Origin of the sequence: Streptomyces sp. NPDC046925 (genome assembly GCF_040644915.1) — a bacterium.
Taxonomy (GTDB): domain Bacteria; phylum Actinomycetota; class Actinomycetes; order Streptomycetales; family Streptomycetaceae; genus Streptomyces.
Window position 1 is genome coordinate 458,675 of record NZ_JBEYWZ010000003.1, and the last position, 14,699, is coordinate 473,373.

14 protein-coding genes are annotated in these 14,699 nt (G+C 70.0%); 6 read left to right on the forward strand and 8 right to left on the reverse strand.

Annotated elements, in window-relative coordinates:
* Window positions 1-20: 20 nt before the first annotated feature.
* Window positions 21-995: a carbohydrate kinase family protein gene (locus ABZ906_RS15315; RefSeq protein WP_361199027.1), complete on the reverse strand. Its 975-nt coding sequence runs from the start codon at window positions 993-995 to the stop codon at window positions 21-23.
* Between the two features lie 135 nt (window positions 996-1,130).
* On the opposite strand from ABZ906_RS15315, the gene ABZ906_RS15320 reads away from it, so the two are divergent.
* Window positions 1,131-1,349 (forward strand): hypothetical protein, encoded by a 219-nt coding sequence (locus ABZ906_RS15320; RefSeq protein ID WP_361382119.1) that lies wholly within the window; start codon window positions 1,131-1,133, stop codon window positions 1,347-1,349.
* A 169-nt stretch (window positions 1,350-1,518) separates the two neighbouring features.
* A complete protein-coding gene (locus ABZ906_RS15325; RefSeq protein WP_361382122.1) occupies window positions 1,519-3,018 on the forward strand; it encodes a hypothetical protein in 1,500 nt (499 codons plus the stop codon).
* Between the two features lie 121 nt (window positions 3,019-3,139).
* On the opposite strand, the gene ABZ906_RS15330 is transcribed toward ABZ906_RS15325, so the two are convergent.
* Entirely contained in the window at window positions 3,140-3,496 is a 357-nt protein-coding gene (locus tag ABZ906_RS15330; RefSeq protein WP_030933606.1) for an iron-sulfur cluster assembly accessory protein, read from the reverse strand.
* Between the two features lie 273 nt (window positions 3,497-3,769).
* Here ABZ906_RS15330 and nadA point away from each other — a divergent pair, with 273 nt between their 5' ends.
* A complete protein-coding gene (nadA, locus tag ABZ906_RS15335; RefSeq protein ID WP_361382125.1) occupies window positions 3,770-4,966 on the forward strand; it encodes a quinolinate synthase NadA in 1,197 nt (398 codons plus the stop codon).
* Between the two features lie 49 nt (window positions 4,967-5,015).
* On the opposite strand, the gene ABZ906_RS15340 is transcribed toward nadA, so the two are convergent.
* Window positions 5,016-5,264, reverse strand: a complete 249-nt coding sequence (locus ABZ906_RS15340; RefSeq protein WP_361382128.1) for a hypothetical protein — start codon at window positions 5,262-5,264, stop codon at window positions 5,016-5,018.
* 18 nt (window positions 5,265-5,282) lie between these two features.
* Here ABZ906_RS15340 and ABZ906_RS15345 point away from each other — a divergent pair, with 18 nt between their 5' ends.
* Complete coding sequence (locus ABZ906_RS15345) at window positions 5,283-6,503, forward strand: multidrug effflux MFS transporter (RefSeq protein ID WP_361382131.1); 1,221 nt, start codon at window positions 5,283-5,285, stop codon at window positions 6,501-6,503.
* 115 nt (window positions 6,504-6,618) lie between these two features.
* On the opposite strand, the gene ABZ906_RS15350 is transcribed toward ABZ906_RS15345, so the two are convergent.
* The 5 genes from ABZ906_RS15350 to ABZ906_RS15370 form a co-directional block, all read right to left on the reverse strand.
* Complete coding sequence (locus ABZ906_RS15350) at window positions 6,619-9,765, reverse strand: efflux RND transporter permease subunit (protein WP_361382134.1); 3,147 nt, start codon at window positions 9,763-9,765, stop codon at window positions 6,619-6,621.
* Between the two features lie 151 nt (window positions 9,766-9,916).
* A complete protein-coding gene (locus ABZ906_RS15355) occupies window positions 9,917-10,597 on the reverse strand; it encodes a response regulator transcription factor (RefSeq protein ID WP_361199005.1) in 681 nt (226 codons plus the stop codon).
* The gene (locus ABZ906_RS15360) at window positions 10,594-11,832 is read right to left on the reverse strand and encodes a sensor histidine kinase (protein ID WP_361199002.1); all 1,239 of its coding nucleotides are present in this window, start codon (window positions 11,830-11,832) and stop codon (window positions 10,594-10,596) included. The genes ABZ906_RS15355 and ABZ906_RS15360 overlap by 4 nt, the downstream gene beginning before the upstream one ends.
* A gap of 53 nt (window positions 11,833-11,885) precedes the next feature.
* The gene (locus ABZ906_RS15365) at window positions 11,886-12,164 is read right to left on the reverse strand and encodes a hypothetical protein (protein ID WP_361382137.1); all 279 of its coding nucleotides are present in this window, start codon (window positions 12,162-12,164) and stop codon (window positions 11,886-11,888) included.
* Between the two features lie 28 nt (window positions 12,165-12,192).
* Window positions 12,193-12,984 carry a PspA/IM30 family protein gene (locus ABZ906_RS15370; RefSeq protein ID WP_361198996.1) on the reverse strand — a complete coding sequence of 264 codons (792 nt, stop codon included), beginning with the start codon at window positions 12,982-12,984 and terminating at the stop codon, window positions 12,193-12,195.
* A gap of 268 nt (window positions 12,985-13,252) precedes the next feature.
* On the opposite strand from ABZ906_RS15370, the gene ABZ906_RS15375 reads away from it, so the two are divergent.
* On the forward strand, window positions 13,253-13,879 hold the full coding sequence (locus ABZ906_RS15375) for a DUF3043 domain-containing protein (RefSeq protein WP_361198993.1): 627 nt from the start codon (window positions 13,253-13,255) through the stop codon (window positions 13,877-13,879).
* Between the two features lie 74 nt (window positions 13,880-13,953).
* Complete coding sequence (locus ABZ906_RS15380) at window positions 13,954-14,661, forward strand: class I SAM-dependent methyltransferase (RefSeq protein ID WP_361382140.1); 708 nt, start codon at window positions 13,954-13,956, stop codon at window positions 14,659-14,661.
* The last annotated feature ends 38 nt before the right edge of the window (window positions 14,662-14,699 follow it).

A 14,699-nucleotide genomic window follows, 5' to 3' on the forward strand; every position in this document is an offset into this window, starting at 1 on the left:
CGCGGCCTGCTCGGCCGTGGCTAGGCCAGGCGGGCCTGGACCTCGGAGGCCGCCGCGTGGCCGTACGCCTTGGTGAAGCGGTCCATGAAGTTGCTGCGCTGGAGTTCGTACTCCTGCGTGCCCACGGTCTCGATGACCAGGGTGGCGAGCATGCAGCCGACCTGCGCCGCGCGCTCGTGCGATACGCCCCAGGCCAGGCCCGAGAGGAAACCGGCGCGGAAGGCGTCGCCGACGCCGGTCGGCTCGACCTTCGCCTCTTCCTCGGGGACGCCGACCTCGATCGGGTCCTGGCCCGCGGTCTCGATGCGCACGCCGTTCGCGCCGAGGGTCGTCACGCGGTGGCCGACCTTGGAGAGGATCTCGGCGTCGGTCCAGCCGGTCTTGGACTCGATGAGCCCCTTCTCGTACTCGTTCGAGAAGAGGTACGTGGCGCCGTCGAGGAGGGTACGGATCTCCTCGCCCTCCATGCGCGCGATCTGCTGGGAGAAGTCCGCGGCGAACGGGATCTGGCGCGTCCGGCACTCCTCGGTGTGGCGGAGCATCGCCTCGGGGTCGTCGGCGCCGATCGAGACCAGGTCGAGTCCGCCGACGCGGTCGGCCACGGTCTTCAGTTCGATGAGGCGGGCCTCGCTCATCGCGCCCGTGTAGAACGAGCCGATCTGGTTGTGGTCGGCGTCCGTGGTGCACACGAAGCGGGCCGTGTGCAGCGTCTCGGAGATACGGACCGATGATGTGTCCACGCCGTGCCGGTCGAGCCAGGCGCGGTACTCGCCGAAGTCGGAGCCCGCGGCGCCGACCAGGATCGGAGCCGTGCCGAGCTGGCCCATCCCGAAGCAGATGTTGGCGGCGACGCCTCCCCTGCGTACGTCCAGGGCGTCGACCAGGAACGAGAGGGAAACCGTGTGCAGCTGATCCGCGACCAGTTGGTCGGCGAAGCGGCCGGGGAAGGTCATCAGGTGGTCGGTGGCGATGGAGCCGGTGACTGCGATACGCACGACGGCATGCTCCTGTGGAGGAGAGGCGAGGGGTTGACACTTCACGCTACCGGGTCGGTGCACCCCCGCTGAAGAGGCCAAACTACCCGTTAGTAGGTCTTTTTTCGCGAGGTGTGCGATGCGTACGGTGCGGTCATGGCCGTTATCTCGAAGCATGTCGTCACCACGCGTCCCGTCGAGCTGCCCTCCGAGACATTGGAGACTCTGCGCGGCGACTGCGCCCGCATGGCCCCGCACTGGGTGACCCCCGCCGCCGCCGCGACCGCTCCGGTGTCGCCCGCGCTGATCCACGGGATCAGCGTCCCGCCCGCGTCCGCGCGGCTGATCGACGGCATGTCGGAGTACGGCGACTGAGCCGAGGGACGCTGCCGTCGGCGCACGCCGATGGCAGCGCGCGCTCCCGATGGAACCGCGCACTCCCCCGCTGCGTCCCACCGCTGTCCCCCGTAAAGGGGACGCGGAATACGAACGAGGCCCGCACACGGGCCTCCAGGGACAGCAGTGCAGTCAAAGGAGCGATGCGGTGAGCACCGAGCGATCCGACCATGACGCGGCCGAGCAGCACCGGCGGCGTTCCCGCCTTGCCGTCGCGTCGGTGGCGGCCACGGTGCTGCTCGTCGGTGGCGGCGGCGCCTACTTCGCCGCGACCGCGTCAGGCGGCAGCGACAGCGACAGCAGTTCTCCGGCCGGCAGCGGCGGGACGCCTCCGCCTCTCGCCCTCGACGGACACACGGACGGCGACCGGCAGGAGGGCGGCCAGGACGGCGGCACCGAGGGCATCGCCCCCGGAGAGCCCGACCCGAACGGCTCCGCCTACCGCGCGGAGGGCAAGCTGCCCGGCGGCCCCGACTCGGCGGCCGTGTACCAGGCGCGGGGCACCGTCACCAGCGACCAGGTCACCGAGCTGGCCAAGGCCCTCGGTGTCTCGGGCAAGCCCACCTCGCAGGACGGCGCCTGGAAGGTCGGCTCCGCGAAGGACGGCTCGGGGCCCTCGCTCCAGGTGAGCAAGCAGGCGCCGGGCACCTGGACGTTCTCGCGGTACGCCACCGGCGGCAGCGACAACTGCCTGAAGGGCAAGTCCTGTTCGAAGAGCCCGGAGACGTCCACCGCCCCGAACGGCAAGGGCGATCCGGTCGGCGAGAGCGCGGCGAAGAAGGCCGCGGCGCCCGTCCTGAAGGCGGTCGGACAGGACGACGCGAAGCTGGACGCCGGCCAACTCATGGGCGGCGTACGCATGGTGAACGCGGACCCGGAGGTCGGCGGCCTCCCGACGTACGGCTGGTCGACCGGCATCCAGGTCGGCTCGGACGGGCAAGTGGTCGGCGGCAGCGGACAGTTGAAGGCGCCGGAGAAGGGCGCGACGTACCCCGTGATCAGCGCCGACGAGACCCTGGCCCAGCTCAACAAGGCGGGCGGCGGCGGAAGCGTCGGCATCGGCGGCTGCGCCACCGCCATGCCCGAGGACGCGTCCGGCAAGGAGGGCAAGAAGCAGGCTCCGTGCGAGCCCTCGTCCGCACCCCCGAAGCCGCAGCCGATCACGGTGAAGGACGCCACGTTCGGGCTCGCGGTGCAGTTCGTGGACGGGCGCCAGACGCTCGTGCCCTCCTGGCTGTTCGACGTGCGGCCGAACGGCGCGAAGGACACCTTCACGGTGACGCATCCGGCGGTGGAGCCGAAGTTCATCACCTCGCCGAGCACACCGCCGTCGGACCCGACGCCCACCGACAAGCCCGCGCAGGAGCCGGGCACGGGGCAGAAGGACCCGACGGCGCACGTCGAGTCCTACCGCGCGGACGGCAAGTCCCTGACGGTGCACTTCTGGGGCGGTGTCTGCAGCGACTACTCGGCGTCGGCCGACGAGAGCAAGGACAGCGTGCGCGTGAAGGTGACCGAGACCCGCAAGAAGGGCGAGGTCTGCGTCATGATGGCCAAGGAGTTCACCGAGACCGTGACCCTGGACAAGCCGCTGGGCGACCGCAAGGTCGTGGACGCGGAGGGCGGCGCGACGGTGCCGCGCAAGTAGCAGCCCCGGCCCTCACGCACCAGCCCTCACCGGCCCTCACCGGCCCTCACCGGCCCTCACCGGCGAAAACGAAGGCGGCCCCCGAAATTCTCGGGGGCCGCCTTCGCACGTACAGACAGATTTAGCTGAACGAGTCGCCGCAGGCGCAGGAGCCCGTGGCGTTCGGGTTGTCGATCGTGAAGCCCTGCTTCTCGATGGTGTCGACGAAGTCGATGGAGGCGCCGCCCAGGTAAGGAGCGCTCATCCGGTCGGTGACGACCTTCACGCCGTCGAAGTCCTTGACCACGTCGCCGTCGAGCGAGCGCTCGTCGAAGAACAGCTGGTAGCGGAGGCCGGAGCAGCCGCCGGGCTGGACGGCGACGCGCAGCGCCAGGTCGTCCCGGCCCTCCTGCTCAAGAAGGCCCTTGACCTTGGCCGCGGCGGCGTCGGACAGGAGGATGCCGTCGCTCACGGTGGTGGTCTCGTCCGATACGGACATCTGCTTCTCTCCCGGGTTGTACGGAGACTGCTTGCCGACGGTTGCAACCGGCGGGGCCGCGGATTCATTCCGGGCCGAGTGCTGTCTTTGCGACTGCCTTTCGGCTGCCTGTCCCTTCATGCTCGCACATGCGGCCCCGTGGGGCATCGGCCTGCCGGAGGCGAACGCGTCACATCGACACTATGGCCATCGTCAAACTGACGTGAAGCGGTTATGATAGATAACGTCAATTAGACGAAAAGGCTCGTCTGCAGAAGAGAAAGGGTGCGTGTCGTGACCACCGCCCAGTCCCCCGCGGATCTCGTGGATCTCGATGTTCAGCCCACGCCGCTCGCCCTCCTGCTGCTCGGCCGCGAGGCCGACCCCAAGAGCGAGCGCGGCGTGGAGTGCCCCGGCGATCTGCCGTCGCCCTCCGACCCCGACCTGGTGGAGCGCGCCCGCGCCGCCAAGGAGAAGCTCGGCGACAAGGTCTTCGTGCTCGGCCACCACTACCAGCGCGACGAGGTCATCCAGTTCGCGGATGTCACCGGCGACTCCTTCAAGCTGGCCAAGGACGCGGCCGCCAAGCCCGAGGCGGAGTACATCGTCTTCTGCGGTGTGCACTTCATGGCCGAGTCCGCGGACATCCTGACCACCGACGACCAGAAGGTCGTCCTTCCCGATCTGGCCGCCGGCTGTTCGATGGCCGACATGGCCACCGCCGAGCAGGTCGCGGAGTGCTGGGACGTGCTGGCCGAGGCCGGGGTGGCCGAGCAGGTCGTGCCCGTCTCGTACATGAACTCCTCCGCCGACATCAAGGCCTTCACCGGCAAGCACGGCGGAACGATCTGCACGTCGTCGAACGCCAAGCGTGCCCTTGAGTGGGCCTTCGAGCAGGGCGAGAAGGTCCTCTTCCTGCCCGACCAGCACCTCGGGCGCAACACCGCGGTCCGCGACATGGGCCTCTCGCTCGACGACTGCGTGCTCTACAACCCGCACAAGCCGAACGGCGGCCTGACCGTCGAGCAGCTGCGGGACGCCAAGATGATCCTGTGGCGCGGGCACTGCTCGGTGCACGGGCGCTTCTCGCTGGAGAGCGTGGAGGACGTCCGCGCGCGCATCCCCGGCGTGAACGTCCTGGTGCACCCGGAGTGCAAGCACGAGGTTGTCGCCGCGGCCGACTACGTGGGTTCGACCGAGCACATCATCCAGACCCTGGAGGCGGCTCCCGCCGGTTCCAAGTGGGCGATCGGGACCGAGCTGAATCTCGTACGCCGCCTGGCGAACCGTTTCGCCGCCGAGGACAAGGAGATCGTCTTCCTCGACAAGACGGTCTGCTTCTGCTCGACCATGAACCGCATCGACCTGCCGCACCTCGTCTGGGCCCTGGAGTCCCTGGCCGAGGGCAAGCTGGTCAACCAGATCGAGGTCGACCGCGAGACCGAGCAGTTCGCGAAGCTGGCCCTGGAGCGGATGCTGGCGCTTCCGTAGGCCCTCTAGTTCCACTGCCGTAAGGGGCACCCGCCATTGCGGGTGCCCCTTACCGCGTTCTACGCTCCTTGAGCGCGCCCCCCAGCGCCTCTAGCGCCGGTACGGACGCGACGAGCGCCGTCCGCTGCTCCTCGGAGAGCGTGGCGAGCGCGTCGGCGAAGATCTCCGCCCAGGCGTTCTCGATCAGGGCCATGCCCTGCTCCGCCTTGAGGGTCGGCTTCAGACGCACCACCCGGCCGTCGTTCGGGTCCTTCTCGCGCTCCAGATACCCCGCCAGCGGCTTCCCGTTCCCCCGCACCCCGGAGGTCTCCGAGTCATGCCCTTGCTCACCGGCGCGCTCGCGCTGCTTTCGTTCATAGGTCCGCTCTCGACCGACATGTACCTCCCGGCGTTTCCGCGGATGGCCGATGAGTTGCACACCGATGCCTCCGGGGTGCAGCTCACGCTGACCGCGTTCCTGGTCGGGATGACGCTCGGGCATCTCGTCTTCGGGCCGCTCTCCGACCGGTACGGACGACGGGCGCCGCTGCTCGCCGGGGCGGCCGTCTGCACCGCGGGGACCGCCCTGTGCGCCGTGGCCCCCTCGCTGGGGTGGCTGGTCGCGCTGCGGTTCGTGGCCGGGTTCAGCGGGGCCGCGGGGGTCGTGATCAGCCGGGCCGTGGTCACTGACCGGTTGCAAGGGGCCGCCGCGGCACGGTTGTTCGGGGTTCTCATGACGCTGGCCGGGATCGCGCCGATCATCGCCCCGCTGGCCGGCGGCGCGGTCATCGGGGCCGTGGGCTGGCGGGGCGTGTTCTGGGTGCTCGCCGGGGTCTCGCTCCTGGTGACCCTGGCGGTGGCGGTCGGCGTACCGGAGAGCCTGCCCAAGGAACGGCGGCACGAGGGCGGGGTCCGGCAGGTGGTGGCCTCGGCCCGCGAGGTCGTGGGCGATCGGGCGTACGTGGGCTACACGCTCGCCTTCACCTTCGGCTTCGGGATGCTGTTCTGCTACATCGCCGGGTCGCCGTTCCTGCTGCAGAACGTCCTCGGCATGGGGGTGGGGGCCTCGTCCGTCGCCTTCTCCGGCGGGGCGGTCGTCGCGACGCTCTCCAGCGCGGTGGGGGCCCGCCTCGTGGGGCGGGTCGCTCCCGAGGCTCTGCTCCGGGGTGGGCTCTTCGCCATGCTCACGGGGACGTCCCTGCTGCTTGCCCTGACGCTGGCGGGGCTGCTGGGGGTCGTGGTGTGCCTGGCGCTGATGGCTCTGGTGTGTGGAGGGTTCGGGCTCGTCGTGGCCAACGCGGCGGCGCTCGCTCTTGAGCGGGTTCCTTACGCCTCCGGCGTGGGGTCCGCCTTGCTCGGTACCGCCCAGAGCGCGTGGGGCGCGGTGGTCGCGCCGTTGGTGGGGCTGGGTGGGGATTCCACTGCGGTGCCGCTGTTCTTCGGGATGACGGTGTGCAGTGGGGCCGCGGTTCTTGCTCTTGTGCTGGGCGTACGCGGACGGGGTGCCCCTCTGGGTGAGGGGCACCCCGTCGCTGGTGCTGCTGAGCGTCCGTTTTAACGCTGGTCCGGCGTCTGGGCGTTGTGCCCACCCTTCCCCAAGCTCTCGGCTTCGCTCGAGCAGGGGAGGCCCCAATCGCCGTGCGGAACGCCTGCCCACAACGTGGGCAGCCTGGTTACACCTGCGCAGGCTCCGTGGCGTCGGAGGGCTGCTCGGTCGAGTCGCCCGCCTTCTTTGCTCGCTTCGCCTCGCGCTTCGCGCGGCGACGCTCCTTGCGGAGTTCCACCATCGCGTACAGCGTCGGGACGAGGAGGAGGGTGAGGAGCGTCGACGTGATCAGGCCGCCGATGACCACCACCGCGAGCGGCTGGGCGATGAAGCCGCCCTCGCCCGTGATGCCGAGGGCCATCGGGAGCAGGGCGAAGATGGTCGCGAGGGCCGTCATGAGGATCGGGCGGAGGCGGTGCCGGCCGCCCTCGACGACTGCCTCGACCACACCGTGACCCTGCGTGCGGTACTGGTTGATCAGGTCGATCAGGACGATCGCGTTGGTCACCACGATGCCGATCAGCATCAGCATGCCGATCATCGCCGGGACGCCCATGGGGGTGTCGGTGGCGATCAGGAGACCGATCGCGCCCGTCGCCGCGAACGGGATCGAGACCAGCAGGATCAGCGGCTGGACCAGCGAGCGGAACGTCGCCACGAGCAGCATGAAGACGATCGCGATCGCCGCGAGCATCGCGAGGCCGAGCGAGGCGAACGCCTCGTCCTGGTCCTCGGAGACACCGCCGATGGACGCCGTGGCGCCGTCCGGCAGCTTCAGGGCGTCGAGCTTCTTGGTGAGGTCGGCGCTGACGGCGCCGGTGTTCTCGCCGGTCGGCTTCGCGGTGATCGTCGCGGCGCGGGCGCCGTCGATGCGGGTCATGGAGACCGGGCCGTCGACGAGCTTGACGTCGGCGATGTCGCCGAGCTTCGCGGCGCCGAGGTTGAGCTTGCGCAGTTCGGCGATGGTCTTCGCGGGCTGCGCCGACTTCACCACGATGTCGCGCTCGGTGTCGTCCAGGATCGCCTTGCCGCTCTCGGTACCGCGCACCGACTGGGCGACGGCCTGGCCGAGGGTGGTGTCGTTGAACCCGGCCGCGGCGGCCTTGGCGTTGGCCTTGACCGAGATCCGCGGGATGCTCTGCGACAGGTCGCTCTGGACGTCCGTGACGTCGTCGATCTTCGCGACCTCGTCCCGCACCTCGTCGGACGCCTTGCGCAGCACGTCGCCGTCGGCGGCCTTGACGACCACGCTCAGGTCCTGGCTGCCGAAGCCGTCACCGGCCGCGATGGACGTCTGGCCGATGCCGGAGAGCTTGCCGAGCTCCTCCTCGACCTTGTCCTGCGTCTTGTCGTACGCAGCCTTGTCCTTGAGCGTCAGGGTGTAGGACGCCTGGTTGGTGTCCGTGGAGCCGCCGAAGGCCGCCATGAAGCCGGAGGAGCCGACCGTGACCTGGTAGTCCTTGATCTCGTCCAGGCCGTCGAGCATCTTCTCGATCTTCTTGGCCGACGCGTCGGACGCCGCCAGGCTGGTGCCCGGCTTCAACTCCTGCTTGATCGTCAGGACTTCCTGCTCGCCCTGGTCGAAGAAGTTGGTCTTCAGGAGCGGCGCCATGCCGAACGTGCCCACGAGGATCACGATCGCGATGACGAGGCTGGTGAAGCGGCGACGGGTCGCGAAGCGCAGGACGGGGACGTAAATGCGCTGGAGCCTGCTCTTCGCCTCCTTCTCCTCGGCCTTGCGGCGGGCCTCCTCCGGGTCGGCGCCGCGCACGTCCTTCGGGGGACGCAGGAACCAGTACGAGAGGACCGGCACGACCGTGAGGGAGACGAGCAGGGACGCCAGGAGCGCCGCCGTGACGGTCAGCGAGAAGGAGCCGAAGAGCTCGCCCACCATGCCGCCGACCAGGCCGATCGGCAGGAACACCGCGACGGTCGTCAGGGTCGAGGACGTCACGGCGCCCGCGACCTCCTTGACCGCCGTGATGATCGCGGCCTCGCGCTCCTCGCCGTATCCGAGGTGCCGCTTGATGTTCTCCAGGACCACGATCGAGTCGTCGACGACACGGCCGATGGCGATGGTCAGCGCGCCGAGCGTGAGCATGTTCAGGGAGAGGTCACGCGTCCACAGCACGATCAGGGCGAGGACGACCGAGAGCGGGATGGAGACCGCGGTGACCAGCGTCGAGCGGATCGACGCGAGGAAGACCAGGATGACCAGGACCGCGAAGACCAGGCCGAGCGCGCCCTCGGTGGTGAGACCGTCGATGGACTTGGACACGGCCGGGCCCTGGTCGCTGGCGACCGTCAGGTCGGAGCCCTTGCCCAGGTCCTTGCGCAGGTCGGGCAGCTTGTCCTTGACCGCGTCGGAGATGGCGACGGCGCTGCCGTCCTGGTCCATCGTGATCGCGACGGCGAGGCTGGGCTTGCCGTTGGTCCGCGTGATGGACGTGGCCTCCGACGGCTGCTGCTTCACCGTGGCGAGGTCACCGAGGCGCACCGGCTTGCCCGCGCCCGCCGGGGAGCCCGGCTTGGCCTCGGGGGTGACCATCAGGTTCTGGATCTGCTTCAGGGAGGTGTAGCCGCCGCCCACCTGGACGGTGCGGTTCTTGCCGTCCTCGTCGAAGGAGCCCGCGGGGAGCGTGGCGCCGCCGGCCTGGAGCGCCTGTCCGAGCGCGGCCGGGGTCAGGCCCGCCTTCGCCAGCTTCTTCTCGTCGGGGGTGACGTCGACCTGGAGGTCGCGTACGCCGTCGACGGTGACCTGGGCGACGCCGTCGATGTCCTCCATGGCGGGGACGACGGTGCGGTCGAGCTGGTCGGAGAGCGCCTGCTGGTCCTTGTCGGAGGTGACGGAGAGGACCACGGTCGGGATGTCGTCCGTGGAGCCCGCGATGACCTGCGGGTCGACGTCGTCGGGGAGCTGGGCCCCGGCGCGGTTCACGGCCTGCTGGACGTCGGCGACGAGCTGCTTGGAGCCGCTGCCGTAGTCGAACTGGGCCATGATCACGGCGTTGCCCTCGCTCGCCGTGGAGGTGATGCCGGTGATGCCGTCGACCGCGTCGAGGGACGATTCGAGCGGCTCGACGACCTGCTTTTCGACCACATCGGGGGACGCGCCCTGATACGGGGCCAGGACGGACACCATCGGGAGTTCGATGGAGGGCAGCAGCTGCTGCTTGAGCTGAGGGATCGCGATCGCGCCGAAGACAAGCGCGATGATCGATATCAGCCCGACAAGGGCCCGTTGGGCGAGGCTGAACCGGGACAGCCAGGACATGGTGGTCTCTCTCTGTGGCGTACTGCGCAGGAACGGGCACCGGCGCGCCGGTGCCCCCTACACGATCTGCCATGTCCAGGGCAGGAATCGTCACTCCGAGGACCCGTTCTTATGCGGCGCATACTGCGGGCGCAGTACGTTGCGCCCGCACTCACTCCACCCTTGGACGTACCAGGCCCGATTCGTAGGCAATGACGACGAGTTGTGCCCTGTCGCGGGCGCCCAGCTTCGCCATCGCACGGTTCACGTGCGTCTTCACGGTGAGCGGGCTGACCTCGAGCCGCTCGGCGATCTCGTCGTTCGAATGCCCGCCCGCGACCTGGACGAGGACCTCGCGCTCGCGCCCGGTGAGTGCGTCGAGCCGCTCGCCGCGCACCCCGCCGTCGTCGTCCGAACCGTCGCCCTGCGCGAGGAACTTGGCGATCAGGCCCTTCGTCGCCACCGGGGAGAGCAGCGCGTCGCCCGCGGCCGCGATCCGGATCGCGCCGAGCAGTTCGTCCGGCTCCGCGCCCTTGCCCAGGAAGCCGGAGGCACCGGCGCGCAGCGACTGCACCACGTACTCGTCGACCTCGAAGGTCGTCAGCATGACCACCCGTACGTGGGCCAGGGCGGGGTCGGCGCTGATCTGGCGGGTGGCGGCCAGGCCGTCCGTGCCGGGCATGCGGATGTCCATCAGGACGACGTCCGCGGCCTGCGACTTGGCGAGTTCGACGGCCTCCGCGCCGTCCGACGCCTCGGCGACGACCTCCATGTCGGGCTCGGAGTTGACGAGCACCTTGAACGCGCTGCGCAGCAACGCCTGATCGTCGGCGAGCAGCACCCGGATCGTCACGCGGTCCCTCCCTCTGCCGGGGTGACCGGCTTTGCCGTGACGGGCAGGATCGCATGGACGCGGAAACCGCCGCCGTAGCGGGGTCCCGCGGTGCAGCGGCCGTTCAGGGCGCTGACGCGTTCGCGCATGCCGAGCAGGCCGTGTCCGCCGCCGTCGCTCCGGCCGCTCTGCTCCTTCTTCTCGCCCCCGCCGTCGTCCAGGATCGTGATCTCGGCGTTCGGTCCTACGCGGATGACGCTGACCTCGGCCTTCGCGCCCGTCCCCGCGTGCTTCTGCACGTTCGTGAGGGCTTCCTGGATGATGCGGTAGGCGGCCAGGTCGACTCCGGCGGGCAGGTCCGTGGCCGCGTCGCCGCAGGTGACCTCGACGGGGAGGCCCGCGTGCCGGAAGGTCTCGACGAGGTCGTCGAGGCGGGCCAGGCCCGGTGCGGGTTCGGTGGGCGCCTCGGGATCGCCGGTCTGCCGCAGCAGGCCTACGGTGGCGCGCAGTTCGTCGAGCGCGGAGCGGCTGGCGTCTCGTACGTGGGAGAGGGCTTCCTTGGCCTGGTCGGGGCGCTTGTCCATGACGTGGGCGGCCACGCCTGCCTGGACGTTGACGAGGGCGATGTGGTGGGCCACCACGTCGTGCAGATCGCGGGCGATGCGCAGCCGTTCCTCGGCGACGCGGCGCCGGGCCTCCTCCTCGCGGGTGCGTTCCGCGCGTTCGGCACGCTCCCGTATGGCGTCCACGAAGGCCCGGCGGCTGCGGACGGCGTCACCGGCGGCCGCGGCCATGCCGGTCCAGGCGAAGATGCCGAGGTTCTCCTGGGCGTACCAGGGCAGGGGGCCCGCCAGCATCGCCACCGCGGTGAGGCCGGTCATGGTGATCAGGCCGACGCGCCAGGTGGTGTGGCGGTCGGTGCGGGCGGCGACCGTGAAGAGGGCGATGACCACGCTCATCACGACACCGCCGCGGAATTCGCCGGTGACCAGGTCGACGACGGTGAAGCAGCAGGTCGCCGCGAGCACGACCCAGGGGGCGCGGCGGCGGAAGACCAGCGCGACGGCGCCGAGCACCATCAGGACGAGGCTGAGCGCGCCGGGGGTGCGGGTGCCCCAGGTGGGGCCGCCGTCATGGCCGTACGGCTCGACGAAGGAACCGACGACCATGCACACGAGGACGGCTGCCGCGAGGGCGCCGTCCACGGCCAGGGGATGCGCCTTGGCCCAGCAACGGCCTCGCACGAGAGTGGTCACGCCCTAAACGGTAAGGGGCCCGCTCGCCCGACCGTTCGCCCCGGGTCCATTCCCTAGCCGGGAATCAAGCCGTCGTCGCTCAGCATGTCGCGGACCTCGTCCAGGGTCGCGTCCGGGCCCGGCAGGATCAGTTCGGAGGGTTCCAGGGCGTCGTCCGGGAGGGGTTCGCCCAGCTCCCGGACCTTGTCCAGCAACGCGCCCAGCGTCCGGCGGAAGCCGGACTCGTCGCCGCCCTCCATCTCGGCGAGCAGCTCGTCGTCCAGCTTGTTCAGTTCGGTGAAGTGGCTGTCGGCCAGCTTCACCTGCCCCTCCCCCATGATCCGTACGATCATGTCGCCCTCCTCGGACGTGAGCGGTGAACTACTGCTTGTCGAAGCGCGGAGTGTCCTGCGGCTGCTGGGCCTGGGGCTGACCCTGACCCGGCTCGATGGCCTGCTTCGCCGTCGAGCCGCCGGCCAGCTCGGCCTTCATCCGCTGCAGTTCCAGCTCTACATCAGTACCACCGGAGAGGCGATCCAGCTCGGACTGGATGTCGTCCTTGGCGAGCCCGGAGGAGTCGTCGAGAGCACCGGAGGCCAGGAGCTCGTCGATCGCGCCCGCCCGCGCCTGGAGCTGCGCGGTCTTGTCCTCGGCGCGCTGGATGGCCATGCCGACGTCGCCCATCTCCTCGGAGATGCCGGAGAAGGCCTCGCCGATCCGGGTCTGCGCCTGGGCGGCGGTGTACGTGGCCTTGATCGTCTCCTTCTTCGTACGGAAGGCGTCGACCTTGGCCTGCAGGCGCTGCGCCGCGAGGGTGAGCTTCTCCTCCTCGCCCTGGAGCGTCTGGTGCTGCGTCTCCAGGTCGGTCACCTGCTGCTGCAGCGCCGCACGGCGCGAGAGCGCCTCGCGGGCCAGATCCTCGCGCCCGAGGGCGAGAGCCTTGCGGCCCTGGTCCTCAAGGGTGGAGGACTGCTTCTGGAGCTGGCTCAGCTGCAGTTCCAGGCGCTTGCGCGAGGTCGCCACGTCGGCGACACCGCGGCGCACCTTCTGCAGCAGCTCAAGCTGCTTCTGGTACGAATAATCGAGGGTTTCGCGCGGGTCCTCGGCCCGGTCAAGGGCCTTGTTCGCCTTCGCGCGGAAGATCATCCCCATACGCTTCATGACACCGCTCATGGGCTTCGCGCGCCCCCTTCTGACGGACTTCCAGCTCCAGGTACTGCAACAGAACCCACAGTACGGGCCCTGCATCCATTACCGCACTGTTCGCGTGCGGATGCGCTCATCCCCAAGGACGACTGTGTCCGGCCGGGCTCAGGCGTAGGGAGTAGGTGCACCCCCGGGAACCGCCCGAAAACCGCTTGTAAACCACACGGAACATCCCCTTAGCCACACAATCAAGACGCCCGGTGTTGCCGGATCGTTCCCCGTCGGGCGGGGGTCCATGCGTTCGCACCACGTACCCTTGGGTTTTGTGTTCCGTAGCCGATCCAAGGACGAGAAGGCCCCGGCGAGCAAGGCCCCGGTGACCGACTCCCAGCAGCCCCGTGACCCGCAGGCCCCGAAGGGCCGCCCCACGCCCAAGCGCAGTGAGGCCCAGACCCAGCGCCGCAGCGTGGCCAATACGCCCGTGACGCGCAAGGAGGCGGCGAAGCGGCAGCGCAATGAACGCCGCGTCCAGATGGACAAGCAGCGCCAGGCGCTCGCCAGCGGTGACGAGCGCTATCTGCCCGCCCGCGACAAGGGTCCCGTGCGCAAGTTCGCGCGCGACTTCGTCGACTCGCGGTTCTGCATCGCCGAGTTCTTCCTGCCGCTCGCGGTGATCATCCTCGTACTGAGCATGGTCCGCGTTCCGCAGCTGCAGAACATCGCGCTGCTGCTCTGGCTCTTCGTGATCGTCCTGATCATCGTGGACTCGGTGACGACGGCCTTCCGCCTGAAGAAGCGCCTGAACGAGCGCTTCCCGAGCGAGAGCAAGAAGGGCGCCGTCGCCTACGCCCTGATGCGTACGCTCCAGATGCGCCGGCTGCGACTGCCGAAGCCGCAGGTCAAGCGCGGAGAGCGGCCCTGAGCGGTTTCGCCGGCGGGGCCGCTGCGTGGCTTCAGAAGCTGGGTGGCCTGCGTAACGCCGTACGCCAGGAGCTGGTGACCCGGCAGCTCGACGAGCAGATAGCCGGGCGATTCCCCGTGGGGCAGCGCCTTCGCGTGCTCGACGTGGGCATGGGCCAGGGCACGCAGGCGCTGCGGCTCGCCCGCGCCGGGCACAAGGTGACGGGCGTCGAGCAGGACTCGGCGATGGTGGCCGCGGCGCGCGAGGCGCTCGGCACCGAGCCCGAGGGCATCCAGGGGCGGGTGCGCATCGTCGAGGGCGACGGGCGCGACACCGGGGTGCACTTCCTGCCGGGCAGCTTCGACGTCGTGCTGTGCCACGGCGTGCTGATGTACGTCGAGGAGCCGGACGCGCTGCTCGCGGGCCTTGCCCGGATGCTGGCGCCCGGCGGGCTGCTCTCCCTGCTCGTACGGAACGCGGACGCGCTGGCCATGCGGCCGGGGCTCGCCGGGGACTGGGCGGGGGCGATGGGGGCCTTCGACTCCACCGTGTACCGCAATCGGCTCGGTCTCGAGGCGCGGGCCGACCGGCTCGACGCGGTGTCCGCTTCGCTCGCGGGGATCGCGGCGCCGCTGCACGCCTGGTACGGGGTGCGGGTCTTCACCGATGGCGCTGCGGATGATGCGGCCGTGCCCGGGGACGCGGAACTGGCGGCGCTGCTCGCCGCCGAGGAGCGGGCCGGGCGGACCGACCCGTATCGCCGGGTCGCGGCTCTGTTGCATGTGTGTGGGGTGCGGGACTGATTGGACTGCCGCTTCGCGGCGGATCTTTCCCACCCACC

What these genes read in the sequence shown, in the direction of transcription:
- ABZ906_RS15365 (WP_361382137.1), bottom strand. Translation starts at nt 12,164, where the DNA reads ATGATCGTACGGATCATGGGGGAGGGGCAGGTGAAGCTGGCCGACAGC.
- ABZ906_RS15375 (WP_361198993.1), top strand. Translation starts at nt 13,253, where the DNA reads ATGCGTTCGCACCACGTACCCTTGGGTTTTGTGTTCCGTAGCCGATCC.
- ABZ906_RS15370 (WP_361198996.1), bottom strand. Translation starts at nt 12,984, where the DNA reads ATGAGCGGTGTCATGAAGCGTATGGGGATGATCTTCCGCGCGAAGGCG.
- ABZ906_RS15345 (WP_361382131.1), top strand. Translation starts at nt 5,283, where the DNA reads ATGCCCTTGCTCACCGGCGCGCTCGCGCTGCTTTCGTTCATAGGTCCG.
- ABZ906_RS15350 (WP_361382134.1), bottom strand. Translation starts at nt 9,765, where the DNA reads ATGTCCTGGCTGTCCCGGTTCAGCCTCGCCCAACGGGCCCTTGTCGGG.
- ABZ906_RS15330 (WP_030933606.1), bottom strand. Translation starts at nt 3,496, where the DNA reads ATGTCCGTATCGGACGAGACCACCACCGTGAGCGACGGCATCCTCCTG.
- ABZ906_RS15320 (WP_361382119.1), top strand. Translation starts at nt 1,131, where the DNA reads ATGGCCGTTATCTCGAAGCATGTCGTCACCACGCGTCCCGTCGAGCTG.